This window comes from Paenibacillus sp. FSL W8-1187 (assembly GCF_037965485.1).
Lineage (GTDB): Bacteria > Bacillota > Bacilli > Paenibacillales > Paenibacillaceae > Paenibacillus_O > Paenibacillus_O pasadenensis.
On the sequence record NZ_CP150181.1, the window covers coordinates 4,729,910 to 4,753,155 of the forward strand.

The 23,246-nt window shown below is 49.9% G+C and carries 25 protein-coding genes; 2 read left to right on the forward strand and 23 right to left on the reverse strand.

Annotated elements, in window-relative coordinates; all coding sequences use genetic code 11:
• Positions 1 to 16 precede the first annotated feature (16 nt).
• The 3 genes from NYE40_RS20490 to NYE40_RS20500 all read right to left on the reverse strand — a co-directional run bounded on the left by NYE40_RS20490 (position 17) and on the right by NYE40_RS20500 (position 3,073).
• Positions 17 to 2,446, reverse strand: coding sequence for a heavy metal translocating P-type ATPase (locus NYE40_RS20490; RefSeq protein WP_028598732.1), 2,430 nt, complete (start codon positions 2,444 to 2,446; stop codon positions 17 to 19).
• Between the two features lie 79 nt (positions 2,447 to 2,525).
• Complete coding sequence (copZ, locus tag NYE40_RS20495) at positions 2,526 to 2,726, reverse strand: copper chaperone CopZ (protein ID WP_028598731.1); 201 nt, start codon at positions 2,724 to 2,726, stop codon at positions 2,526 to 2,528.
• Positions 2,727 to 2,749: 23 nt separating this feature from the next.
• Positions 2,750 to 3,073, reverse strand: a complete 324-nt coding sequence (locus tag NYE40_RS20500; protein ID WP_036631816.1) for a metal-sensitive transcriptional regulator — start codon at positions 3,071 to 3,073, stop codon at positions 2,750 to 2,752.
• A gap of 257 nt (positions 3,074 to 3,330) precedes the next feature.
• Between NYE40_RS20500 and NYE40_RS20505 the strand changes: the two genes are divergently transcribed.
• On the forward strand, positions 3,331 to 4,932 hold the full coding sequence (locus NYE40_RS20505) for a multicopper oxidase family protein (RefSeq protein ID WP_028598729.1): 1,602 nt from the start codon (positions 3,331 to 3,333) through the stop codon (positions 4,930 to 4,932).
• Between the two features lie 200 nt (positions 4,933 to 5,132).
• Here NYE40_RS20505 and NYE40_RS20510 read toward each other — a convergent pair whose 3' ends face one another.
• From NYE40_RS20510 to NYE40_RS20525, 4 genes are read right to left on the reverse strand one after another with little or no spacing between them, the layout of a single operon-like run.
• Positions 5,133 to 7,463: an ATP-binding protein gene (locus tag NYE40_RS20510; protein ID WP_028598728.1), complete on the reverse strand. Its 2,331-nt coding sequence runs from the start codon at positions 7,461 to 7,463 to the stop codon at positions 5,133 to 5,135.
• A complete protein-coding gene (locus NYE40_RS20515; RefSeq protein WP_101808189.1) occupies positions 7,456 to 7,821 on the reverse strand; it encodes a PrgI family protein in 366 nt (121 codons plus the stop codon). Before NYE40_RS20515 ends, NYE40_RS20510 begins: the two co-directional genes overlap by 8 nt.
• Before the next feature lie 24 nt (positions 7,822 to 7,845).
• Positions 7,846 to 8,175 carry a hypothetical protein gene (locus NYE40_RS20520; protein ID WP_101808190.1) on the reverse strand — a complete coding sequence of 110 codons (330 nt, stop codon included), beginning with the start codon at positions 8,173 to 8,175 and terminating at the stop codon, positions 7,846 to 7,848.
• Positions 8,176 to 8,199: 24 nt separating this feature from the next.
• Positions 8,200 to 8,385, reverse strand: coding sequence for a hypothetical protein (locus NYE40_RS20525; RefSeq protein WP_101808191.1), 186 nt, complete (start codon positions 8,383 to 8,385; stop codon positions 8,200 to 8,202).
• 164 nt (positions 8,386 to 8,549) lie between these two features.
• Between NYE40_RS20525 and NYE40_RS20530 the strand changes: the two genes are divergently transcribed.
• On the forward strand, positions 8,550 to 8,885 hold the full coding sequence (locus NYE40_RS20530; RefSeq protein WP_101808192.1) for a helix-turn-helix transcriptional regulator: 336 nt from the start codon (positions 8,550 to 8,552) through the stop codon (positions 8,883 to 8,885).
• 21 nt (positions 8,886 to 8,906) lie between these two features.
• Here the strand turns inward: NYE40_RS20530 and NYE40_RS20535 are convergent, their stop codons facing one another.
• The 16 genes from NYE40_RS20535 to NYE40_RS20610 all read right to left on the reverse strand — a co-directional run bounded on the left by NYE40_RS20535 (position 8,907) and on the right by NYE40_RS20610 (position 23,129).
• Positions 8,907 to 9,683, reverse strand: coding sequence for a hypothetical protein (locus tag NYE40_RS20535; protein ID WP_048744050.1), 777 nt, complete (start codon positions 9,681 to 9,683; stop codon positions 8,907 to 8,909).
• 130 nt (positions 9,684 to 9,813) lie between these two features.
• The gene (locus NYE40_RS20540; protein ID WP_219623319.1) at positions 9,814 to 10,122 is read right to left on the reverse strand and encodes a glutamyl-tRNA amidotransferase; all 309 of its coding nucleotides are present in this window, start codon (positions 10,120 to 10,122) and stop codon (positions 9,814 to 9,816) included.
• Positions 10,123 to 10,127: 5 nt separating this feature from the next.
• The gene (locus NYE40_RS20545; protein WP_339278877.1) at positions 10,128 to 11,888 is read right to left on the reverse strand and encodes a type IV secretory system conjugative DNA transfer family protein; all 1,761 of its coding nucleotides are present in this window, start codon (positions 11,886 to 11,888) and stop codon (positions 10,128 to 10,130) included.
• The gene (locus NYE40_RS20550; RefSeq protein WP_021877380.1) at positions 11,875 to 12,066 is read right to left on the reverse strand and encodes a hypothetical protein; all 192 of its coding nucleotides are present in this window, start codon (positions 12,064 to 12,066) and stop codon (positions 11,875 to 11,877) included. Before NYE40_RS20550 ends, NYE40_RS20545 begins: the two co-directional genes overlap by 14 nt.
• Before the next feature lie 40 nt (positions 12,067 to 12,106).
• Positions 12,107 to 13,009 (reverse strand): hypothetical protein, encoded by a 903-nt coding sequence (locus NYE40_RS20555; protein WP_028598723.1) that lies wholly within the window; start codon positions 13,007 to 13,009, stop codon positions 12,107 to 12,109.
• Entirely contained in the window at positions 13,006 to 13,968 is a 963-nt protein-coding gene (locus NYE40_RS20560) for a PcfB family protein (RefSeq protein WP_339278879.1), read from the reverse strand. Before NYE40_RS20560 ends, NYE40_RS20555 begins: the two co-directional genes overlap by 4 nt.
• Complete coding sequence (locus NYE40_RS20565; RefSeq protein ID WP_339278880.1) at positions 13,910 to 15,301, reverse strand: relaxase/mobilization nuclease domain-containing protein; 1,392 nt, start codon at positions 15,299 to 15,301, stop codon at positions 13,910 to 13,912. Before NYE40_RS20565 ends, NYE40_RS20560 begins: the two co-directional genes overlap by 59 nt.
• A gap of 15 nt (positions 15,302 to 15,316) precedes the next feature.
• A complete protein-coding gene (gene mobC / locus NYE40_RS20570; RefSeq protein WP_240479005.1) occupies positions 15,317 to 15,682 on the reverse strand; it encodes a plasmid mobilization relaxosome protein MobC in 366 nt (121 codons plus the stop codon).
• Between the two features lie 309 nt (positions 15,683 to 15,991).
• Positions 15,992 to 16,138: a hypothetical protein gene (locus NYE40_RS20575; protein ID WP_156876708.1), complete on the reverse strand. Its 147-nt coding sequence runs from the start codon at positions 16,136 to 16,138 to the stop codon at positions 15,992 to 15,994.
• An 83-nt stretch (positions 16,139 to 16,221) separates the two neighbouring features.
• Positions 16,222 to 17,169, reverse strand: coding sequence for a DUF3991 and TOPRIM domain-containing protein (locus tag NYE40_RS20580; RefSeq protein ID WP_028598720.1), 948 nt, complete (start codon positions 17,167 to 17,169; stop codon positions 16,222 to 16,224).
• Positions 17,170 to 17,269: 100 nt separating this feature from the next.
• Positions 17,270 to 17,557, reverse strand: a complete 288-nt coding sequence (locus NYE40_RS20585) for a hypothetical protein (RefSeq protein ID WP_339278881.1) — start codon at positions 17,555 to 17,557, stop codon at positions 17,270 to 17,272.
• Between the two features lie 80 nt (positions 17,558 to 17,637).
• Positions 17,638 to 18,822 (reverse strand): helicase C-terminal domain-containing protein, encoded by a 1,185-nt coding sequence (locus NYE40_RS20590; RefSeq protein WP_339278882.1) that lies wholly within the window; start codon positions 18,820 to 18,822, stop codon positions 17,638 to 17,640.
• A gap of 1 nt (position 18,823) precedes the next feature.
• Positions 18,824 to 19,207: a hypothetical protein gene (locus tag NYE40_RS20595; RefSeq protein WP_339278883.1), complete on the reverse strand. Its 384-nt coding sequence runs from the start codon at positions 19,205 to 19,207 to the stop codon at positions 18,824 to 18,826.
• Positions 19,208 to 19,393: 186 nt separating this feature from the next.
• Entirely contained in the window at positions 19,394 to 20,530 is a 1,137-nt protein-coding gene (locus NYE40_RS20600) for a Ger(x)C family spore germination protein (RefSeq protein ID WP_339278884.1), read from the reverse strand.
• Positions 20,527 to 22,053 carry a spore germination protein gene (locus NYE40_RS20605; protein WP_084781451.1) on the reverse strand — a complete coding sequence of 509 codons (1,527 nt, stop codon included), beginning with the start codon at positions 22,051 to 22,053 and terminating at the stop codon, positions 20,527 to 20,529. The genes NYE40_RS20600 and NYE40_RS20605 overlap by 4 nt, the downstream gene beginning before the upstream one ends.
• A 2-nt stretch (positions 22,054 to 22,055) precedes the next feature.
• On the reverse strand, positions 22,056 to 23,129 hold the full coding sequence (locus tag NYE40_RS20610; RefSeq protein ID WP_029198833.1) for an endospore germination permease: 1,074 nt from the start codon (positions 23,127 to 23,129) through the stop codon (positions 22,056 to 22,058).
• Positions 23,130 to 23,246: the final 117 nt, after the last annotated feature.

The following is a 23,246-nucleotide window of genomic DNA, read 5'->3' on the forward strand; positions in this document are numbered from 1 at the left end:
TTCCCCACGCTCCTTCTTACAATTTCGCCCGCTGCAGCCGGAGGGCATTGAGTACAACCGAAACCGAGCTGAACGCCATCGCTGCCCCTGCCAGCCAAGGAGCTAAAAATCCTGCCGCGGCAATCGGGATGCCGATCACATTATAGGCTAGCGCCCAAAAAAGGTTTTGCTTGATATTGGTCATCGTTTTGCGGCTCATCAAGATGGCATCCGGAATGCTGTTCAGATCGCCGCGCATCAGCGTTACATCAGCAGCTTCCATGGCCACATCGGTGCCGGTGCCAATGGCCATGCCAATATCGGCGGTAGCCAGTGCCGGGGCATCATTAATGCCGTCGCCAACCATGGCCACTTTCTCGCCCGATTGTTGCAATTTTTTCACTTCATCCGCTTTGCCTTCGGGCAGGACTTCCGCGAGTACCCGGTCGATCCCGACCTGACGGGCAATCGCCTGGGCGGTCCGTTCGTTGTCTCCTGTGATCATCACCACATCAAGCCCCAGTTCTTTGAGCCGGGCAACGGCTTGCTTGGAACTCTCCTTGATCGTATCGGCCACCGCGACGATACCCGCATACTGACCATCGACGGCCACCAGCATGGCTGTTTTCCCCGATTCTTCAAGTTCATTCATCTGCTGGAAAGCCGGCTGCGCATCGATCTGATTGCTCGCCATCCATTTGCGTGTGCCGATCAGCACATGTTTACCATCGACGACCGAGCGAAGACCAAACCCCGGTACCGCTTCAAACGCCTCGGCTTCCGGAAAAGCAATGTTTCGCTCCCGAACGCCAGCGACAATGGCTTCCGCAAGCGGATGCTCGGAGTTTTTCTCGGCTGCCGCCACGATAGCAAGGAACCGGTTTTCATCCATGGATTCCGACACGATCACATCGGTGAGTTCGGGTTTTCCTTTGGTCACCGTACCGGTTTTATCCAGTACAACGGTCGTAATTTTGTGCGTCGATTCCAGGTGTTCGCCACCTTTAAACAAGATGCCGAGCTCCGCCGCCCGGCCGGACCCGGCCATAATCGACGTAGGAGTAGCCAGGCCAAGTGCACAAGGGCAGGCAATCACAAGCACCGCAATGGCTTTTTCGAGAGCACCGGCGAAATCACCGGGCGCGACACCGAAATACCAGACAAGGAAAGTGACTACCGCAATCCCGACGACAATCGGAACAAAGATGCCGGAGATCACGTCGGCTATGCGTTGAATCGGGGCTTTCGAGCCTTGCGCTTCTTCCACAACTTTGATGATTTGCGCAAGGGCCGTTTCTTTGCCAACCTTGGTGGCCTGAATGCGCAGCATACCGTTTTTATTGATCGTTGCCCCGATCACCGAGTCGCCCTGCCGTTTGCTGACTGGGATGCTTTCGCCCGTCAGCATCGATTCATCGACCGAAGATGAACCTTCCAGCACCATGCCGTCAACCGGCACTTTTTCACCGGGTTTCACGATCACAACATCACCTGCAGCCACGTCCTCAATTGCAATGGCCACTTCCTGACCTTCTCGCACGACCAGCGCCGTTTTGGCCTGCAGGCCCATCAATGTTTTAATGGCTTCCGATGAACGCCCCTTCGCTAACGCTTCAAACAGTTTACCGAGCACGATCAGTGTAATGAGGACCGCGCTGGTTTCGTAGTACATGGCTGGCTGATGGGCATGCACGTCATTCGCCCACTGAACCGTTAAATACAAACTGTAGAAATAGGCGGCCGATGTGCCGAGCGCCACCAATACATCCATATTGGCGCTGCCACCCCGAAGCGCTTTATATGCGCCGACATAAAAGGGGCGTCCGACGATAAATTGAACGGGCGTGGCCAAGATCAATTGAAACCAAGGGCTCATAAAAAGATCCGGCACCCAAATCCAAGCCGTAAACGAAAAGTGACCGACCATGGCCCATAACAGCGGCAGCGACAAAATGGCGGACAGCAGGAACCGCTTTTGCTGCGCCTTGATTTCTTTCTTCCGATGGTCTACCGCCTCTTGCTGATCCTGTTTGAGCGCTGCCTTGTATCCGATCTGTTCCACTTTCTTCACGATATCCGAAGTGGACACTTCGGTAGGCGAGTATTCAACGTGAGCCGTTTCCAGCGCCAGATTAACGGTCGCTTTTGATATGCCAGGCAATTTGTTGAGCCCCTTCTCGATCCGAGCGGCACAAGCAGCACAGGTCATGCCGCTAATGTCAAAATCCACCGCTTCTTTCACGGTATCATAGCCAATGTCTTGAATTTTTTTTTCGATTAGGGGAATATTCACTTTATCCGGATTGTATGTAACGGACGCCTGTTCAAGAGCAAAGTTCACATTGGCTTCCGACACACCTTCCAGTTTGCTTAAGCCTTTCTCAATCCGGTTTGCGCAAGCGGCACACGTCATACCCGCTATTTGCAGCGTCGTTTGCTTGTTTTGCTGTTCTGTCGTGTTTTGCATGATTTCCACCTTTCTCATACCCCTACAGGGTATATAAATTTGTAAAAAGAAAGGCCACCGGTGGCGGCCTGTTTACTTGTTAGGCGACGTCGTACCCTTGTTCTTCGATAGCTTCTTTTACCGCATCCAAGGACAATTTATTTTCGTCGTATTCGACCGTCACTTCGTTGTTTTTCAGGTCCACATGAGCCGAACCGCCGATTTCTTTGACAGCTTTCTCAATCGAATTTACACAGTGTTGGCAGGACATGCCGTTTACTTTTAGCGTTGCTTGTTGCATATAAAATTCCTCCGATAGTTGTATTATTTCATTAATTTATTAACCGTAATCAAGAGTTCGTCAATGACTTCACTTTCCCCGGCCTGGATACGTTCCACCACGCAGCTCTTCATGTGTCCTTCGAGCAGCAGTTTGCCTACGCTGTTCAAGGCCGACTGAATCGCAGCGATCTGGTTCAGTACATCATCACAATAAGTATCCCGCTCGATCATGCCTTTTACTCCGCGAATTTGGCCTTCGATCCGATTCAGACGGGAGATCAAATTACCCTTCGTTTTGTCCGAATGATGGCTCTTTCTTTCGCTGTCCGCAGAGCAACAGGAATCGTCGGTTTCGTTTATTACCACTTCCTCTTGGTTCGCCACGACTTATCACCTCACACTCCAAATATACAATACCCCCATTGGGTATGTCAAGGCAAATGTTTTATTTAGATGCTCCCCAAAAACAAATGATGCTACACGTTAAACAATGACGTTCTTACAGATGCCTTCTCCTTATCCCTGTCGTTTTAGGTGGATCTTCTTTCTCTTACATAAGTTCTACATATACATCGTCTATCATGGATTTATCGGGATGCAAATACAGAAAGGGATGATAAACAATGAAAACTGGCTGGAAACTCAAGAGCGTCATGATCATTGGCGCTTTTTCTATTGTATTGGCTGGTTGTGCCGGTTCGCCCAGCGGAATGAGCGGAATGGATCATTCGAAAATGAATATGAAGGGAACAAACGAACCTCAGAAAACAACAGATGTTCAAGCAGTAAAGTCTCAGGTATTGACGGGAAAAGTAATTAATTTGACCGCGATGGAAAGCAATCAGGAAATCGCCCCCGGTAAGACTCTACCAGTATGGACGTTCAACAATTCCGTTCCAGGCCCAGAAATTCGGGTAAAGCAAGGAGATACGATAAAAATCAATCTGAGAAACCAACTGTCGGAGCCAGTCACGATTCACTGGCACGGCGTTCCTGTACCAAACGCCATGGACGGCATTCCGGGCGTAACACAAAATGCCGTGCAGTCGGGCCAGTCGTATACGTATGAGTTTAAGGCAGATGTCCCGGGCACCTATTGGTACCACTCTCATCAGGATAGCGTGAATCAGTTGGATCGCGGATTATACGGATCTTTTGTGGTGGAAGGAAAAAACGATGAAAAAGTAGATCGGGACTTCACACTGATGCTGGATGAGTGGATGAGCTCTGGAAAGGGTATGTCCGGCATGGCCATGTCGGGGATGGATATGTCTGGCATGGATCACAGCGGCATGAATATGCACAGCGGCGATTCCTCATCCAAGGAAAGTAATACGAATTCCATGCCTATGGCGCATGATATGAGCATGTACGATCTTTTCACGATTAATGGGAAATCTGGATCGCTTGATCAGCTTCCGGTCAAACAAGGAGATAAAGTACGTATTCGTTTGATCAATGCTGGGTACTTGTCTCATCAAATACATTTGCATGGGCATGAGTTTAAAGTCATCGCAACGGATGGCCAGCCGGTAACCAATCCAGGTATCTTGAAAGATAGTGTGCTCAGTATTGCTCCGGGAGAACGTTACGATATGGAATTTATTGCCGACAACCCCGGCCAATGGTTGATTGAAGATCATAGCAATAATAAAGCTGCATCGGGCATGAGAGCCATGATTGTTTATAACGGGGCTCCAGCGTCTTCCGACAAATCCAACGCTTCAGAGAAACTTTCAGCAGTTGACTTGGCCCAATACGGCGAAGCCGGTAAAAAAGCCTTTTCGCTTAATCAAAAATATTCATTAGAATATACGATGAACCTGAACACTGAAATGAAAGACGGCAAAATGGCTTATACCATTAACAACAAGACATTTCCAGACACCGATGCGCTGACGGTCAAAAAGGGCGATACCGTTAAAGTACGTCTCGTGAACAACTCCAAGACCGATGATCATCCGATGCATTTGCACGGTCACTTTTTCCAGATATTGAGTAAAAACGGAGTTCCCTTCAAGGGTTCTGCCATTATCAAGGATACATTAAACGTGAAGCCGGGAGAGGAATACGAGGTCGCCTTTGAAGCGAATAATCCCGGCGACTGGATGTTCCACTGCCATGACCTGCATCACGCTTCTGCCGGCATGGTAACGGAGTTGAAATATACAGATTATAAGAGTGATTTTGTGGCTGATCCGAACGCAGGGAATAAACCGGAATAATAGTAAACATGGGGATGGTCTAAACCATCCCCTTTATGCTGTTGAGATCGAGGAGTAGCGGATAAGCCCCCACTCCCCATTTATCAAATTGTAAGTTTCCTAACAGCCAAGATTTACTGGTGAAGAGTCCATGAGAGATGTATATTAGTGCTTAAGCGGCTGATCCTGTTTGCGACCAGCCGCCTACTGCTGTTTATCCATTACTCTCCGGGCTTCGTTGTCATTAGGCCATACAGTTTCGTGTGCCGCGGGAACTTGTCGGTAAACGGTACGAGGGAACTACCTACCTTCATCAGACCATTCCCGGCGTCAACATTCGTAATGTAGGACAGTTGCAGGTCCGAAATGTTGAGCAACTCGGCAAGCTCCATCCGGTCGGTGCTGGCCTGATTCAGCATGACGATGAATTCACTGTTTGCAAGCATGGTGCGGGCTGTATGACTTTGCAGCAGATCGTCCACATTTTGCGTAATCCCTGTGCAAAAAGCGCCATACTTACGGACACGCTTCCAGAGCGTGAACAGAAAGTTGGAGCTGTATTCGTGCTGGAACAATAGGTAGATTTCATCAATAAAGATAAACGTATTCTTGCCTCTGGCGCGATTTTGCGTAATCCGATTCAAGATATTGTCGAGTACGACCAGCATGCCGATGGGAAGAAGCTGCTTGCCCAAGTCGAGAATATCGTAGCAAATCAGCCGATTGTGGACGTTGACGTTGGTCGATTGGGCGAACGTATTCAGACTGCCGGAAGTAAATAATTCAATGGCCAGCGCGATATCCTGCGCCTCCGTTTCTGCTTGCTTGAGCAGCTCTGCGCGAAAATCCTGCAATGTCGGCGGCTGTCCCTTATAGTTGCTCCGCAAATACTTGCGGTACACAGCGGCGGTACAGCGATCGATGAGCGACTTCTCCTTGGCTCCAAGCTGATGTCCACCAGTCAACTGCTCGCACAACGACAGGACGAATTCCGATTTAAGAATGATCGGATTGGCTCCGTCGCCATAATCCCGGTTCATATCCATCGCATTGATATGGTTCGACGAAGTAGCAGAAATGTGAATCGTCTCGCCACCCAGCGCATTTACCAGAGCGGAATACTCCCGCTCCGGGTCAATCAGGATAATGTCGTCATCGCTCGCCAATATCTGGTTGACGATTTCCCGTTTCGCGGCAAAGCTTTTACCGGAACCGGATACGCCAAGGATAAAACTGTTTCCATTCAGCAGTTGCTTTCGATTGGCGACGACCATATTTTTGCTGATGATGTTTTGCCCGTAATAAATGCCGTCTGGATGCACGATCTCCTGCGCTCGAAACGGAATAAAAACAGCCGTACTTTCAGTCGTGAGCGTCCGCAAAGCATGTACCTTTCGCAGCCCATACGGTAGCACCGTATTCAAACCGTCCATTTGCTGATAGGAGAGCGTAGAAAACTGGCACAAATGCTTGCGAGCCGTAGTGAGCAATGTCTCCGTATCGCTATCGAGTTGTTCTTTGCTGTCCGCGACATGCACCATCGTAAGTAATCCGAACATCATCCGCTGGTCGCGTGTGGTCAGGTCGCTAAGAAACTCCTTGCTTTCTTTGCGCTGCTGCTCCATGTCGTAAGGGATGACAGCAGAAAAGTTGTTATTGCGATTTTGCCGCCGCTGCCAATTCGTAATGTTCGTTTCCACGCCGAGCAGTCGATTCTCCACTTCGCGGACAGCTTCGTCGGTCGGAATCGGGATCACATCGAGCGACAGCAGCAAGTTGCGGTTCAAGTCGCACAGTTCGGCTACCATGCTGTCCTTGATGTAGCTGGCGTAATCACGCAGAAAGATGACCCGACCGTAGTATTCTCCCATCCGAAAATGATCTTTGGCAAACTCGAAGGTGTCCGGGCAAATGTAATCCTTGAAATCGTGACCCTTGCGCATCATCTCCTGCATGTCGAAGCGAAAATCGGCTTCCTCGCCAATCCGGAAGAAGTCATGCAGAATGCGCAGGCGGTCAGTCGCATCAAGTTCAGTACATTTCGAGCCGAGACGAGAGAAATGCGCCGTCAACTCCGTGCCGACCCGCGCGAAGTAATGGCGAGCTTCATCCACGTTCTTTTTAACTACGGAAATGGTGATGTATTTCTCTTGAATCGTCCCATTTGTGTTGCCATCGGTCGCTTTACCAAGCAACATGTCGTTGTACTCCTGCCGATACACATCCAGCCCGTCGTGCTGGAGCGGAATAAGAATGGAACGTTCTACATCTGCCTGATTAAGCCGCCGATTGTGAATCGTAATCTTCGTCGTCGCGCCGCTGTCAAACGAATTAAGCAATTCGGAGTAGGAAAGGAACATCGTCTCCTTGTCCTCTCTCGATGCGACAGCGTAGTTTATGTCCGCGAAACGGAACGACTTTGAGAATTTGTTACCTACAGCAAAAATCCCGTCCGGCCAGATGGCGCGGATCGGGATCGCTTGTTGTACGCTTTTGGGAATGACTGACCGTTCCTTGTCCTGCTTCATGGTGCGCCTGAGCGTCTTAATCATTGCGCTTCATCCTTTCTTGCTCACGCTTGTGCAGGCTTCCTTTTAGCGCTTCGTAGTATATGTTGGTCGAGCGGAAGACAAGCCGTCTTGGCATCAGAAACTCCGACTTCACATACGCCCACAATAGTTGCTCCGCCGTCATACCGTGATAGCGGATAAACCCGAGCGCGGCGCAGGGAGCTGCCCCCAATATGCACATCCAACTGAGCGTTTCCAGTCCGAAATGACTGCGCAGCCCGAAATACAGTCCAATCGCCGCAGCGACCGCCAGAACAGAAAAAAAGAACTGCCGCAAGGACAGTCCGAAGAACAAGCTTTCCGTATAATCCCGGATTTCCCGGTTGATTTTCACTTCCACTTTTATCCCTCCCGGATGAGCAGTCTACGCCTCAGGCTCGTTGCGTTCAGGTTTGATCAGTGTGTCGTCATCATATGGCACAGGATTGCTCAATAGTTCCACAGCAAGCTGAAAACCATCCCTCATCCCTTGTAAATATAACCACTCATTCATAATCGCTTGCTTAAAATGGTGTTTGTCCTCCCAAACATCAAATTCAGGCATGCGCTCCATTTCCATACCAGCAAACAAGGCTTGAAATGCTTTCTTTTCTTCAGCACGAACACGCTTTAGATCGGAATGATGTTCGATTCGTGCAGAAACGTAGTCCAATCGACCTTGAATAGCTGTTCGAAACCACGGTGGAATTTCCATTGACTGCTTCCCCCCACAATTCTTTTACCTTACCTGCTGCCTCCGCTTGGCTTTCATGTGATGATAGCGGGCTACTAGCTGATCGACCTTCTGACTTTGCTCTTGAAATGCTTGATGGCCGGATAAAGAAATGGATTGCTTTATTAACTGTTCACCAAGCGTATTCAGCTTTCGCCGCTCATCTTCCAGCTCTCTTAACAATTCGTTCATTTATCCATCCTCCCGTTTTTATTGTGAGAGCCGACATTTTTGAATGAAACACGTTGTATGTTAGAAGACTACTTCGATGGTAAGTTTTAACCTCATTTATGTCAATTGTGTGCTTCTCCATAATGGGAGTTATAAACTCATCCCCTTTAAAGAGGTGACGCTTGATGATAGGTTACGATAAAAAGAAGGTGGGGCAACGCATTCGGAAGCAACGAGAGGCTTTGGAAATTTCTCGTGAACAACTGGCTGAACGAATTGGACGGGTCCCAAGATTTTGCGCCGATATTGAACGAGGTAAAGCCGGAATGTCCATTGAAACGATGTTCAGCATTTGCAATTTGCTCAAGCTTTCTCCTAATGAATTGCTTCTGGGTCAAGAGGAGAGCGGCACACCTTACGATGAAACAGCATTGATTATGGCTGCGCTCAATCAATGCACAGAGAAGCAGCGTAAGGATGCTTTGGCGCTATTGAAGCTTTTTTTGACCGCAATCCGATAACTCCCATCATTCACAAGGTGGTTACAGTCCCATCATTTCGCGCACGATGCGATCTGCCATTTTTACCGTACCGACAAGAACGAGCATGTTGAAAATGAGTTCCCCGATATACGTCCACACCATCGTAACCGCACCCGCACTAGAATCGACGGCTGGGGGGGCGGTGGCAAAAGCAGAATAAATGATACACGCCAGTACAATAATCGCGCCTTCCAGACACGCTGCCGCGTATCCTTTCAGGAACGACTTGCCGATATTTTGGCTTGGCTCCCCCGCAAATGCGGACAGCGGAACGGGGGCTATTGCCGTATACAAATAGATACGGAAAAAGCGCCCGTACACCGAAAGGATCATCACAAAGGATAGCACCGTAATGAACAAACTGCCGAGAATGGTGACGATCCACAGCGGAATGCTTTGCCAGAAGCCAACGTCTTCAATCGCTTGCGCTACCGTATCCGGCAAGGCCATAGCCTCTGTCGTTCCAAACCCGGAGCGTCCCATCATCGTTGAGATGATCCCCTGTACAATCGTAAAGAGAGCCATCATCAACTCCAGACCATAGGTTACGACCGCCTTGGCGAGCACAAAGCGGATAAACAGCTTGACGGCCATCTCCGGCCTTTTCACTTCCGCAAAACTGCCGGTCGACTTCACCACGCCAATCACAAAAAACAAAACCAGAAGCGCCAGTCCCGTCGCCTGCAACGCACCGTGAATATCTGTGATGACACGCCAAACGCCCCCACCCTTAAAATCCGCTGGCGATTGCGTAACGAGGCTCCAGATTTCATTCATCTTATCGTTCCAGGTATCCAAGGCATTTTCGAGGTTGTCGATCACCCAACTGTTTTTTGACACATGCTCACCCCTTCCGTAAACGGGGAACAGACGAAACGTCCGCCCCCCTTCATGCAAAGCTTCAAACTCATCCGGCGATCAGGGTAAGAATTTCCTTCGTAAACGTAATAATAACCCCTCCGGCGAGCGTCAGAAACCCGTTTGCGCGCTGGGAAGGGTCATGGGATTTGAGCGACAATCCAATCTGAACAATGCCGAAGCCGAGAATAATCATGCCAATCGCACGAATTAAACCGAAGATAAACGTAGACAGGTTGTTGACGGTCGTCATCGGATCGCCCTCTGCATAAGCAGAGGAGACGAACACCGTTCCGCTCAAGATCAGCACGATGTACAGGGCCAGCAGCCGTTTCGTTTTCATTTTCAAATTCATCATTCCCTTCATATAAATAGCGCCTCTACTTCTTCTTCCGATAGAAGCTCATAATCCCCGTCTTCATGCAGGAACAAGGATTGCCAATCCAAGGCGTGTTCCGCGCCGCCATGCTGATAGGAAAGACCGTTACCATCCGTCGTGAGCGCGACATGAGGATGCTTGAGCAAATCATATTTGTCGTCCTGAATGGGATGTTCGCCACGAATAAAGAGCAGGCAAAAGCGGTTATCCAGCAACCTCACCTCGTCGGGTGTGAGCAATTCGCGACCTGATTGCTGGTAGTTGACCGAGTAGCTGCCGTTTCTTCCCTTGCTCTGACCGTAGGTATTGGTGTCAATCGTTTCCTTGCCAAGCAGCTCCGAGACGTATTTGTGGGTAGACTGTTCGTTGCCGCCCAGGTACAAAAATTCGTCGCAGTTGCCTACAATCGATTCCCATGCGTCTTTGTACAGCGCCTTGAGCTGTGCTAAATTTTGCAAAATGATAGAAACGGAAATTTCCCGGCTGCGCATTGTGGAGAGCAACTTGTCAAATTCGTCGGGAAGCGCTACATTGGCGAACTCGTCCATGACAAAGTGAACATGAACCGGGAAACGTCCGCCGTGCCGATAGTCCGCCTCGTACATTAAGCATTGAAAAAGCTGTGTGTAGAGCATGCCGACAATGAAGTTGAAGCTGCTGTCGTTATCGGGAATGACGGCAAACATCGCCGTTTTCTTCTCCCCCATAACGGGCAATTCCATTTCGTCGACCATGCTCATCCCCGCAATCGTATGCAAATTGAACTTCTCCAATCGAACGCCGAGGCCAATTAAAATGGACTTGGCCGTCTTGCCCGCCGCCAGCTTGAAAATGTTGTACTGCTTGACGGCAAGGTGTTCCGGATCGCGCATGGCCAGCCGCTCGAATAGTTCATCGAGCGGGCTTTGGTACGTTTCGTCCTCCTCCCGCACCTCCGCAGCCGCGATCATTTCCATGACCATTGGGAAGTTTTGCTCCTCGGGCGGTGCTTCATATAGGAGGTATAGCACGAGCGCTTCCAGCAAGGCGGTCTCGGATCGCTCCCAAAAGGGATCGTTGGTATTGCTGCCCTTCGGTGTCGTATTGCGGATCAGATTGGTGACCAGCTTGAGAACATCCTTGTCGTCTTGCAAATAGGCGAATGGATTGTAGCCATGCGAACGGTGTGGATTGATGAGATCCAGCACCTTGATGTCATAGCCTTCGGACTTGAGTAGATGCCCGGTATCGCGCAAAATTTCGCCCTTGGGATCGAGCACGACAAAGGACGTATGCGCCTGCATAACGTTCGGCTTGGCGTAAAACCTCGTTTTGCCGGACCCGGAACCGCCGACGACAAGAACATTCAGGTTCCGGCGATGCTTGCGGCCATCCAAGCCGATGCGTACCTGCTGCGTCAGAATCTTGTTTTGTTCCGGTTGCTTGTCGCGATACTTGGCATTTATCCGTCCGGCCTTGCCCCATCGTGCGCTGCCATGCTCTTCGCGCCGCCGATAGTTGCGCGGGGACGCCAAGTAGATGCCGACCGAAATCCCATAAATCAACGTGAACAGCAACAAGCTTCGCGGCGTATCCTCGACCCATTGAATCTGGAAGGGATTGTTAATCGCCTCGCTGAGATACAGCAGAAGTGCCGGTAATCCCTTTGACAAAGCGGGGGCGGCAAGCAGCGCCGCCCACACGACCGGAATAAAAAAAACCGCAAAGAGTAAAAGATTACTCCTTGCGGTTTCAGCGCGCCGCATGATGACTCCTGCGCTTTATTTTTTGATAGGGAGCGTCAATCGCTTTGAGCAGTAAATCGTCAACAGGATCGGTCGGCCGCTGCTGGCCGATCAAGTCGTTGCGGAGCGCATTCAAGGCGTTGATGACAATGCCATGCTCGTAATGATCCATTCTCAGGATGCGTTCTTCCTCTTTCATCGCCACTCCTCCCAACAGAAAAATGAAAAGCATGCCACGACTAGCGGGTGGAATCGCTGCGATTCGGTTGCTGCTGTCGCTGCTGGGCCAGCATACGGTGCATTCGACGGGATATGTCGTGTGCCGCATCCTTCATCACCGTCAGCTCGGCGCGAATTTGCTGCGGCTCCAACTCCTTGAGCCGTTCGTGAACCCTGCCGAAGCGGAAGGAAGCCGTCTCGACGCCGAATTTTTTGCAAAGCATATACGCAGCGCAGTAAGCTTGAAAATTGTAATGTGAACGGCTGTAGTCGTTATGGCCGCGATCGATCTCCGCATGCGTCAGCTCCTGTGCGAGAGCTCGAAAAATGTCACCAGCCCCAAGTCCGCGACGTATCACGATGCTTCGCGTATCCGGCTGATAAAGCGCATGAACTTCCGCAGGCAAGGCATCTCCAATCGTAATCGCAACAGGTGAGCGGTCCATCAATGCCTTGATGCGCGTGCGGTCATCCGGGTAGATCGGCGATTCCTTTTTCGGTGCGGTTGTTTGCGCAACATCGAACATCTTCTTGGGGTTGTAGCTGATTGCGGTACTCCCATCTTCTCGCTTGTATTCCTCGCCTGGCTCCAAGATGTAAAATCCGGATTCCTTGCGACGGATATAGACGCCTTGTTCTTTCCAGCTATCAAAATCAGCAATGCGAGTGGCATCCGGTCGCTGCGCGAAAATAAGCAGCGCATTCGCGACGCTGTAGAGATCAAAACGGCTTTGTACGTCCAGATAATGCTGAAATTGTTCGCCGTTTTGCGCAATGGCGGCTGTGGCAGTATCAATCGTCTCATACGTCCACTGCCGCAGTTCTTGCTTTTTTTGCGCCCACGCTTCTTTGTCGAACGGCTGCTCACGCTGACCGGAGGCCGTCGTGACTTGGGGCTGGAATAACTCGTCCAGTTCGCTCATTTCGATTTCCCTCGCTTTCGACTCCCGGCCATCGGAACGGATGCTTTACTGCCGGACGCCGAATTCCCGCGATCTCTGCGCTTAGGCAACGACGGTTCCTGCACCTGCTGCCGCCGTCTGCTCTCTGCCGCCCGGTTTTCCTCCCGAATTTCACGCAGCAATTGGCGGACGGACACTTTTTCCTTCGGCTTTTCAGGGTCAATCGTAACCCTTTCGTATGCCGCGCTGCGCTCGGAGGTAGGCGCGGACGGAGAGGATGGTTCCGTTGTCCTCTCCTCCTGTGTCGGCGGGAGGGGAAGCGGACGCTCCGGTTCCGTTCGCTCGACCTCCCACGCCTCGTCCGCCGGTTGATCGGTTCCCTGCTGCTCGTTTACCGCCTGCACCTCCGCCGCCGGCTCGGGCTTTCCCAACAGATCGTCCAAAAAATCTTCGCTCACTATCGCTCCTTCATTTGAAGCTGGCGACTCGTTGGCTCCTTCTTCGGGTGTCCCGGCATGTTGCTCCGGTGGTTGCGCCGCCCCTTCACGCTCGACCGACTGCTTCTCGCTGCGGGATTTCACAATCTCCTGCTTGATGCTGGCCGTATCTACGGTCGCCAGCTTGAAGCGTTCAACGATTCGGTTGATCTTGGACGCATCCTCGGCCCGTACCATGACGTCGCAAAGCCCGTCCACATTTTTCTTGTCACGCAGCGCGCAGTAGAGGACACCATAGCGCTTCGCTTCTTTGCAAAACGTCGGCAAGTCTTCATTTCGTACTGCAAATACCTTCAGTTCCTTACCGCTGCGCAGCAAGCTTTCCAAACGAATGCGGCCTCTTGTTCGTTTTTGCCCTTGCAGGGCGGCGAACAAATAAACGGCCAGATGCTTCGCGCCTTCGCCGGAAATTTTCGCCATGACTTCAATGCCACGAAGACTCATGCTGACGACCTGATCGGCCGCCTCGGTTCCGCTGCTCATGGACATTGGCCTCCCTTCGTGTCGATTGGTCTTCCTCGTTACGTTGCAGCTTGTTTGCCAGTTCGCCGGATCGGGCAAGAACGCCCGTACAAAGCCTCACCTCCTTTCGGAGCTTCGCAAGCTGACGGGAAAGTTCGGCAATTTGCGATTTATACGACTCGATTTGCTCGGGAAGCTGACAGCGGCGAAGCCGGTTGTACAGCATTTTTCGGGAGCCGTATCCTTGTTTCAACTCCGTTTGCAGCCCAGCATGGTAAGCCAACAATTGTGCTTTGCTGGAAATGCCGTGACGACACAGCAGCCTGGTCTGCTCCGTGATGGCCGTCAAATGCCGCAAGTCTTCACGCAATAAAAAAGACGTCCGTTTGGAGGACGCACGGGAATGGGGCAGAATCCCCATCTTGAATAAGTAACGTAGATACAAGGCTTGCAGGCCGCTAAATCTACGTCCGATGTGCAGGGTGCTATGAACGATGACGGCTCGCTTGCGCCGCGGCAACGGCAACGGTTGCTGACGCTGTGGTAACTGGTTTTGCAGAATACGCTCTTTTATCGCATGCTCCGTGTAATCGTCGCCAAGACTGCGCAATCGAACAAAACGCTCTTTGCCCGGCGGGCGTACCGCCAAATGCTTGACGTTCGACTTCATTTCATAGCCCTGCTTTTGAAGGATCGCGAAGAATTGCGTCATCGTCATGGCAGCGGCGATAGCGGCGTCGATGTCCTCGCGAATCAAGCCGCGCCAAGTCGGCTTGCTTTCCTGTTCCGCTCGCCACTCGCCGTAATGCTTGGCCTTGCCCGGTTCCGGCTGCTCAATGACCGATAAGGCATGCTCCCGGCAAAGTCGGTCGGATGTTTGCCGCATCAGCGCGTAAGAGGCTTTGTTATCGTAATAGCGTTTACCGTCCAGAAACGACACCGCATTCAGTACAAAATGATTGTGCAAGTGCTCCTTGTCCAAATGGGTTGATATCACGACTTCAAAGCGCTCTCCCCACAGCTCCTGCGCCAGCTTGACGCCAATGGCATGTGCCACCTCCGGCGTCGTTTCACCAGGTGCAAACGCCTGATACCCATGAAAAGCTACAATGCCATCGGTCTTTTGAAATTGTAGTTTGGTTCGCTGCATTTGCTCGTAAGAGGTAAGCGGATCGCAGTTGATTCCGCTCACGTAAAGCTGTTTTTCCGTTTTGGCATCCGCGCTGGTATAAGCGAGCACCTGCTGTAAATCATCATGTGCTACACGCGCTTGATCGGTCTTATCGGGATTGGTGGCGTAATCCAGCACACGCTTGAGGCGGTCGGTAACGTCCCATATTGCGGTGGTCGCCATGTGCAATTGTCCCCTTTACGGTGGATGGACGTTAGAATTTCCTTGTAGCTCGTTTCTCGGTTCCGGTGCGGTCACGGCTTGTTGAAGCTGCTGGACGGCGCGGCGCAAGTGGTCTGCTTCCTGCTGAAAAGCTGCTCGATCCAGATGACCTGTCGCATGGGCCTTCGCTGCGAGTTGGTTTAGGTTATTGCCGATAGCATGAAGCTCGCGCATCATAGCGAAATAGTCCGTTGGCGGCATCGCCTTCGGAACATAGCCATTAATCAGAGATCGAATATAACCCTCCTGTGAAAGTCCCGATTTTTTCGCGCTCGCCTGAAGTCTTGCGTTTTCATCATTGTTCACCCATACCTGAATGCGAATAACTCGTCTTCTCATCATGTTCACTTCCCTCTTCAAAGGAAATAGCCGAATGAAACGCTAAATAGTTTCTGGCGTTTCTAAAAAATACCGATCTTTGTTGAAACCCATATTCTTGATAAAACAGCGTGCTGTTGAGGCAGGGGTATTAGGGGCTTGCCCCTAACAAGCGAATTTGGGAGACCAAATTCAGTGCTTGCTGCAACACGAGACATTCGTCTCGCGTCGCCCTGAAAGGCACCTGCCGGGAAAAAGGGGAGGGCATCGAAACGACAAAAGACGCTGATCGCTCAGCGTCTTCGTGCGAAACATTATGGTGATTGACTTCCATCAACGTTCCTTGTCCATTGCCCGGCGTACACTCTTCATCACCGTTTGATGGTCTAAACGTGTCGGATCGTTTCGCGCTTGTTCCTCTGCCTCCAAAAGTGCTTTTTCAATCTCCTCGTCCCGCTCGGTTACGTCTTGTTCGTTCATGCCCTACCTCCTCGGAATTAGAATATTAAAGCCATCTCTATTTTCGCCCGACACCGCTCTGAATGCCACTCTACCGAACTGCGCTATCGGCTTGGTACCACGCGCTGTTTACGATAAACCTTCAGGTCGTCATTAACGTCTTTCCCGATGGGCGGCTCGTCGGAAATCGCGTAAGTTGGGCCGAGTAATTGTTGAATCATCATTGTGGCTGAGCGCCCCGGCTCATCGTTGTCCAAATGAAGCACTATGCGCTCCACTTCCGGGTAGCTTTGCAGATAGTGGGTGAGTGCTGCCGGGGCAACGCCCTCATCCTTATTTTCTTTTGGGCTGTATATGCCGGCCAACGACAGTTGATGCGACTGTCGCCAGTCTCTCCCTGCAATTGTCTCAAGGGTGCAATATGATAAAAGGTCAATTGCACTTTCAAACAAATGCAGCTCGGTGCCGTTGTCATCGGCCGGTATAGCGAACGAATACCGTTTATCGCTGCCTAGCGCTTCGCCCATATATCGGGTTTTGGTTGTCCCGCGTATCGCCGCATAGCGCGGATCTCCTGTCAAATCAAATCCCACAAAAACTGCATTATGGTACATTCGGCTTTCGTATAAGCGTCCCGAATTGAGACAAAAATCGATTACATCACGAGAAATGCCGCGTTTGGAGAGATAAGCGGCGACGCGATTCGAAGTCTCATAAGGTTCGGGAAGCTCCAGCCGCGCATTTGAACCATCCTGCTGGATGGCAGGAGTAGCTGGAGCCATGTGAACTGGTGGATTACCGTCAATTTGCAGTACTGCATCGGGAAACGACATGCCTCTTACTTTAATGAGATAGTCCAGCGCCGAGCGTCCGCCGATCCCTCGCGACCACCAAAACCATTTGCCATTGGAGATTTTAAGACTGTCATGGGAGCGGGTCGAATAGGTGTTGCGCGAGCAGCGAACCAGTTCGTATGGCTCGAAACTTTGCAAATAGGTGAGCAGGTCCAATTGCTTTGCACGTTCGATTTGTTCCTTGTTTACATAGCTCATTGCCGTAGTTCCTCTCTGAAAAAGTAAGTAATAGTCGACGGCTTTACTACTCGTGTCTCTTAATCGTAAGGCCGATTTTCTTCCATCCTGCCGCACTTGGTCATCGTGCCTTACTCTTCTTTTTGGGATACAGATAAGCTCTTCGTTCCCTCAACTCTGTAGCGCCTTTCTTTTTCATGAATGCGTCTAACTCGCTTTCATAGACTTGGCTGGTCACCCCGTTCGAATCACGGATGTAATAATACGTGTCGCCAAATCCGTTCTTCCCTTTGGATATCAATTCCAATGCTGGCACGGTTTCACCCTCCTCGGTCGGATTGGTTCCGTAACAAATAGGCGGTAAAATCGGGCAAAAGCATCCGCCGCCGCTTGGGATGGCATACAACATGTGCGTTCCTCCAGAAATGCGAAAAGGACCCCAAAAGCCGGAGTCCGTTTCGTCCTGTGATTTATACCTTTCCATTGCCGTTATCGCTCTCGATCCGCAACCCGCCGTTCGGGTGCTTCGGGTTCTTCATCCGACACGCTGTCCACGGCTTCGTTTTCCCGTTTGTCCATGTTCAGCAGCACATTTAACTCCGCGAGCCGCGCGGACTTCGTTTGCAGTTCCTGTTCTTGCTTGAACGGTGCCTCGATCTGCTCCTTCGCCGTTACCATCTGTTGCTTAAGTGTTGCGAACTGCTCACGGCAATAGGCGAGCTTATTCGGCAAATCCGACAAGGTGTTGTTTATTCGACTCATATTGCCGCCTGCATCCGGTCCTAACGTAATCGTATGGCCCAAAGAGCCGCGCAGCGTCACCTTGTATTCCTTTGCAAAGCTATCAAACGATAGCCATAAGGAAAAGCCCATGTAACTGCCTGCATCCTGCGGATCGGGAGAGGTCATGCCCTTGCAGGCTTCCAGCAGGGCAGCGCCCGCCGTAGCACGTTCCGAGTACGTGTAATCCTTAATGGTCATACCGGGAAAACGGGAATCGTCGCTGCTAGCCTTTTCCGACGCTTGGGCGCGCATGAACAAGGCCACGTCTTGCTCATACCCAGCAATGCGTTCCTCCGTTGACTTGATTTGTTGCGGCAACATTTTGAGCAGCCGATCCTCCAGCGCATAACGCTGGCTTAAATGATTCGCCTTGAGCAGCTTGAGCTTCGACACTTGAATGTCGAGGTCCATCTTCTCCTTGATGTACGGATTGCCAGTCGCCAGCGCCTTGACTTCGGCATAGGAGAGTGCCGTCTCATCAATGTCCTCGGCAGAACGAACCGGCGATTTGCTGGTCATGATCTGCGAGATAAACCGCTGCTTGTTCTCCAGCGTTTGATAGAGGTAAGCGTCAAACGTGTTCTCTGTGACATAACGGAAGATGTGAACCTCGCTGTTCTGGTTGCCTTGCCGAATAATCCGCCCGCTGCGCTGCTCCAGGTCGCGTGGTCGCCACGGACAATCGAGGTCGTGCAGCGCACTTAGTTTGGTCTGTACGTTCGTCCCTGCGCCCATCTTGAAGGTCGATCCAAGCAGCACCCGAACCTGCCCCGTTCGTACTTTCGCAAACAGTTCCTTTTTCTTTATTTCCGTGTTGGCGTCGTGAATGAAGGCGATCTCCTCTGCCGGAACGCCTTTCTCCGTCAGTTTGCGTCTTAATTCGTCATACACATTAAAGGTTCCGTCCTGCTTCGGAATAGATAGGTCGCAAAAGACCAACTGCGCGAGCCGCTGCTCCTGACTGTCGGCCCATTGCCGAAAGAATGTTATCCGCGCAGGCGCTTACTTTGCTGCCTTCGTCATCGGGTAGCATTGCGTTTGCAAGCCGTTGATCGAGGGCCAGCTTGCGTCCATCATTGGTGATCGTCAGCATATTGTCCTCGTGCGGCTCCACTTGCTTCGCTCGTACCTGTTCGGCGCGGCGGGCGAGATCCGCGACCATATCGCGTTGAAACTCGCTTGGCGGTACGGATACATTGTGGAAGTAGGCTTTCGGAACCGGAAGCTGGAGCATGTCCGCCGTCTGAATGTCGGCCACTTCCTTAAAGACGTTCATCAGTTCCGGCAAATTGTAAAAACGGGCAAACCGGGTTTTCGCCCGATAGCCCGTTCCTTCCGGTGCAGTTTGTCAAGGAGGTTATAACTCAAATGAAACGGGCATCGGTCGCTCAATGCCAATGCCCCATAAAGGGGCAGTACCAGAGTAGCTGACACCACCCGCAAAGTAAATCACAACCAAATATCAAGGTGAAAGTTTATACCTGCCAGGGTACACGATTTGTACGTTAACGTTGATCGTTCGTAAGGAATCTTTGTTTAGTACAGTCCCAGATGCAATCCGTTTCCACGCATACGGATTCCTGCGAAAAAGAGATTCCCCTAGATTATAAATATCTATTCTCTTTTCAAACGCGGTTTGAAAGGTCTGCCTAATTTGATGCTCAATTTCTTTTTGAGCCAGTTGCGTGAGTTCTTGCTCCGTAACGTCTGCATGTAGCTCATTTACTCCGGCCTTCACCTTAACGGAAATATCGAAATATGCTTTGTCATATTTAACCCTTGGTTTGACGTCATATTCGGGTTTTTCTGCGACGAGAACTGCAACAAGCTTGTTATCGGAAAACAAGTCAACGGGCAGTCGGATTGTGTGTTTATTCAGCCATGGCAATCCTTTTATTTCTTCGAGGCTCATGCGTGCGTAATATTTGTCCTTATCGTATATTTGTATGCCTGAATATCTAAGCAGCTCATGCGGTTTTTGATTTTCCTTCCATTGATCCTTTCGAACAGATAATTCTGGTATGTAGCTTGTCTTCGCCTTTTCGTTTGAATCCATTACAAATTTTTGCAGGCGGATCGGAGCGAGGATAGAACGCTGCCGATAACTCTGTTCGGGGTTATGTAGAATCGATGCTTTTGGCGATAATCTGAAAAATGGAGTCGCAATTAAGACCTCGTCAAGGGGATCGCGCGTACTGAACACCCAAGCTAAGTACCTTATCTCACGATATCGGTTAATCAGTTCTAACACTTCACCGACTTTTCGTTCCTTCAATAACCTTTCGCTAAACAAGATTGCAGAGATTTGTCCCCAGTTTAACCTTTGTTGCGAAGTGCTGTATAAATCATTCGCTGCTTCTGTAAACGAGATACCTTTTCCTCTACCGATCCAGACCGGAGGTTGTTCCGCTTTCTGTTGTCCTTCCAGTTTTGCCACTGTCGAGAAATCGAGCAAATGCGCATAAATGATGTATTGACCATCCGCATAGTCAATTCCAACAGCAGTTACATAATTCATGTTTTGCACTTCGTATCTGCTCCAACATCCGGTGAGAAAGAAGGGAAGCAGAAGAACTGCGGTAAATTTGTATGCGTTCATTTCTGCTTATCCCCTTGGCTTGTAGAATCTTGAGTATTTAGCATGTCTGGCCGAGTTTTCCGCCATCTCCATGGTAATCGGAACAAGGCATTGGCGAAATCTTTATATGGAGGCGAAACCGGAGCCAGGTAAGGCAATCCGAATGAACGCAAAGAGGCTAAATGAGTTGTTAAAATAAATAAAGAAAGTAAGAAACCATAGATCCCAAGGATGGCGGACAGTGCGAATATGAAGAAACGCAAAATGCTAATTGTCCCGGCCAGTGACTGGCTGGATAACGTCGAACCGAACACTTGCGTAATCGCGCCTATGACAACAGTGCTAGGGGACAAAAATCCTGCACGAATCGCCGCATCCCCCAGAATGAGCCCTCCTACTACCGTAACCGTAGACCCAACCGCCGAGGGCAATCGAACACCGGCTTCCCGCAATATTTCCAAAAAGACAAGCGCGAGAAACATTTCTCCAGCCAAGCCCAAAGGAATGCCTAGCCGGTTAACGCCAAGTGTTGCAAGAAGGTAATAGGGCAGTTGGTCTTGATGAAACGCAAGAATAGCGACCCAAAAACCGGGCAGCATGAGTGATACGAACAATCCGAGCAAACGAAGCGATTGTCCAAACGTAGCAGACAAAGCAGTAAAGTGGATATCTTCGGGTGTTTTCAGGAGCAGGAACAAATTGGCCGGAGCGATCAAAGCAGCCGGTGTACCCTCCACAATAAGCGCTACACGTCCATTCATCATACAGTTAACGGTAAAATCAGGTCTTCCCGTATAGCCCATCAAAGGAAATAAAGCTTTGGTCGGTTCCATTAACTCTTCCAGTTGAGTGGCGCTAAACGCTCCGTCAATTTGAAGGCGATCCAATTTAGTCTTGATATCTTGGACGATTTTGGGATCAACAATGTCTTGCATATAAAGAATCGCAATGGTTGTTTTTGTTCGGACACCTACGGTTTTCGTTTCGTATACCATGCTTGTTGACTTGATTCGTTTCCGAATTAACGCGACATTGACGCCGAGTTCCTCGACAAAACCGTCCTTTGAGCCGCGAATAGAGTGTTCAATGTTGGATTCTTCGGGCTGGCGTGCCGGTTTTTTCGATATGTCGAGGGAGAACAAAGAAATTAGTGTCGGAATAAACAAAAGTAGCTTACCCTCAAAAATGTCCGTTTCGGATTTCTGCTCCCATTCCTCGAAGGAAATGCGCAATAACTGTAATTGAGACGACTCAACGACTTCCTCATTTTTATGAAAGCCATATTTTTCGTAAAACCGGGTCAAGTGAGGAATCGCCATCTCTTGAAGGGGTTGTTGATTGTCACATAACCCATCGCAATACAGTAAAACGATCCTCGACTGATCGTCGCCAACCTTTAATTTGTAAGCATGATGCTTAACATCACGACACATTTGAAACCGTTGAAGAAGTGTTTGCTCATTAAGCGGTTGTGTAACCGTTGCTCTTTTTTGTGGCGAGGACGATGAGACACCTGCCCATTTTTTTCTGAAAAGCTTTATCATCTTCAGTTGCTCCTTTTACTCAATGTTGAAATAATAATTCGCACGAAATATACGAACATGACCCCAATGGTAAAGACACAAAACGAAGGAAAGTAATATCGGCTGAGCAGGTCTTGAAAAAGCATATCGCTGATTGGCAACAATGTAGCAACCAGCATGAATAAAGCGCCCAGAAACATAGGCAACCACTTATACTTTTGCAATTTCCACAATTCGCTTAAGAGTAACAGGGAAAGGGAAACTCGAATGTACATACCGGATAACCACTGGTAAATCGAGAAAAAATCAACATGCTCCACATACTCGCCCAGTCGAACCATTCTCCATTGTTCGAAAGCGGGGTATCGTTGGTCTGCCGCTTCATCAGGGCCGTACATGGTAATCGAGCCCATCAAAGGGCCGATCGTTAGCCCGGATAATATGATGCAAATAAGCATTAAACTTTTGAAACCTGGTTTTTTCGTTAACTTGTGCTGAAACAAAATCAGCAACGACAACTCCAACAATCCCCCAGCTACGTAGGGAATGCCTTTCCAAAGCGGAGATATCCCATTTTCGAGTAGAGGAAAAAGCATGGTGTAGTCTTTAAACTGAAAGTTTGCAGTCATGACAAGGTCACCCAGAATAACAACAAAAGGCAACAATATCCCGCTTAAAATTGCAATGGTGCGAAGCCCTTGAAATGCCGCGAAGAAGCATCCGAAAAGCGTTGTTCCTGCGAGAATAAACATTGGAGATTGAGGCATATAAGTTGCAATTGTCCATGTTATAGTGTCCTTAAAGGAAATGAGTCCCATAAGCCATACAAGTACACTGTATAGGACAATCAAGGTTGCCGAGAGAACCATTCCGAATTGTTGCTTTAACCAATCCCTAACATGCATTCCGTTCATGTTTTTTAGGATATAGCTCAGAATGCCAATCCAAATTGGCGAAGCGATTAAAACAAGAAGTACTACAAGCCAGGCATCTCGCCCTGATGCACCGAGCAGTAACGGTATGATGATGACGTGGTTCAGCAAACCGACAGAAAGTATTATGATCATGTATGACTGTAAAACTGAAATTTTCGGCATCAACTCACCTTACCCTGTGAAACACTAAATGGAAGCAGTACCATTACTTTCCCCACCTTCTTCATCTTCATCCCAAATTACTCATTTCAGAAATTCCTTTCGATAAAGTTCCAGCTT

Coding starts and splice junctions, on each gene's coding strand:
- NYE40_RS20490 (WP_028598732.1), bottom strand. CDS start 2,446: ATGCAAAACACGACAGAACAGCAAAACAAGCAAACGACGCTGCAAATA.
- copZ (WP_028598731.1), bottom strand. CDS start 2,726: ATGCAACAAGCAACGCTAAAAGTAAACGGCATGTCCTGCCAACACTGT.
- NYE40_RS20505 (WP_028598729.1), top strand. CDS start 3,331: ATGAAAACTGGCTGGAAACTCAAGAGCGTCATGATCATTGGCGCTTTT.
- NYE40_RS20510 (WP_028598728.1), bottom strand. CDS start 7,463: ATGATTAAGACGCTCAGGCGCACCATGAAGCAGGACAAGGAACGGTCA.
- NYE40_RS20520 (WP_101808190.1), bottom strand. CDS start 8,175: ATGGAAATTCCACCGTGGTTTCGAACAGCTATTCAAGGTCGATTGGAC.
- NYE40_RS20525 (WP_101808191.1), bottom strand. CDS start 8,385: ATGAACGAATTGTTAAGAGAGCTGGAAGATGAGCGGCGAAAGCTGAAT.
- NYE40_RS20530 (WP_101808192.1), top strand. CDS start 8,550: ATGATAGGTTACGATAAAAAGAAGGTGGGGCAACGCATTCGGAAGCAA.
- NYE40_RS20535 (WP_048744050.1), bottom strand. CDS start 9,683: ATGAATGAAATCTGGAGCCTCGTTACGCAATCGCCAGCGGATTTTAAG.
- NYE40_RS20540 (WP_219623319.1), bottom strand. CDS start 10,122: ATGATGAATTTGAAAATGAAAACGAAACGGCTGCTGGCCCTGTACATC.
- NYE40_RS20545 (WP_339278877.1), bottom strand. CDS start 11,888: ATGCGGCGCGCTGAAACCGCAAGGAGTAATCTTTTACTCTTTGCGGTT.
- NYE40_RS20550 (WP_021877380.1), bottom strand. CDS start 12,066: ATGAAAGAGGAAGAACGCATCCTGAGAATGGATCATTACGAGCATGGC.
- NYE40_RS20555 (WP_028598723.1), bottom strand. CDS start 13,009: ATGAGCGAACTGGACGAGTTATTCCAGCCCCAAGTCACGACGGCCTCC.
- NYE40_RS20560 (WP_339278879.1), bottom strand. CDS start 13,968: ATGAGCAGCGGAACCGAGGCGGCCGATCAGGTCGTCAGCATGAGTCTT.
- NYE40_RS20565 (WP_339278880.1), bottom strand. CDS start 15,301: ATGGCGACCACCGCAATATGGGACGTTACCGACCGCCTCAAGCGTGTG.
- mobC (WP_240479005.1), bottom strand. CDS start 15,682: ATGATGAGAAGACGAGTTATTCGCATTCAGGTATGGGTGAACAATGAT.
- NYE40_RS20575 (WP_156876708.1), bottom strand. CDS start 16,138: ATGAACGAACAAGACGTAACCGAGCGGGACGAGGAGATTGAAAAAGCA.
- NYE40_RS20580 (WP_028598720.1), bottom strand. CDS start 17,169: ATGAGCTATGTAAACAAGGAACAAATCGAACGTGCAAAGCAATTGGAC.
- NYE40_RS20585 (WP_339278881.1), bottom strand. CDS start 17,557: ATGTTGTATGCCATCCCAAGCGGCGGCGGATGCTTTTGCCCGATTTTA.
- NYE40_RS20595 (WP_339278883.1), bottom strand. CDS start 19,207: ATGAACGTCTTTAAGGAAGTGGCCGACATTCAGACGGCGGACATGCTC.
- NYE40_RS20600 (WP_339278884.1), bottom strand. CDS start 20,530: ATGAACGCATACAAATTTACCGCAGTTCTTCTGCTTCCCTTCTTTCTC.
- NYE40_RS20605 (WP_084781451.1), bottom strand. CDS start 22,053: ATGATAAAGCTTTTCAGAAAAAAATGGGCAGGTGTCTCATCGTCCTCG.
- NYE40_RS20610 (WP_029198833.1), bottom strand. CDS start 23,129: ATGCCGAAAATTTCAGTTTTACAGTCATACATGATCATAATACTTTCT.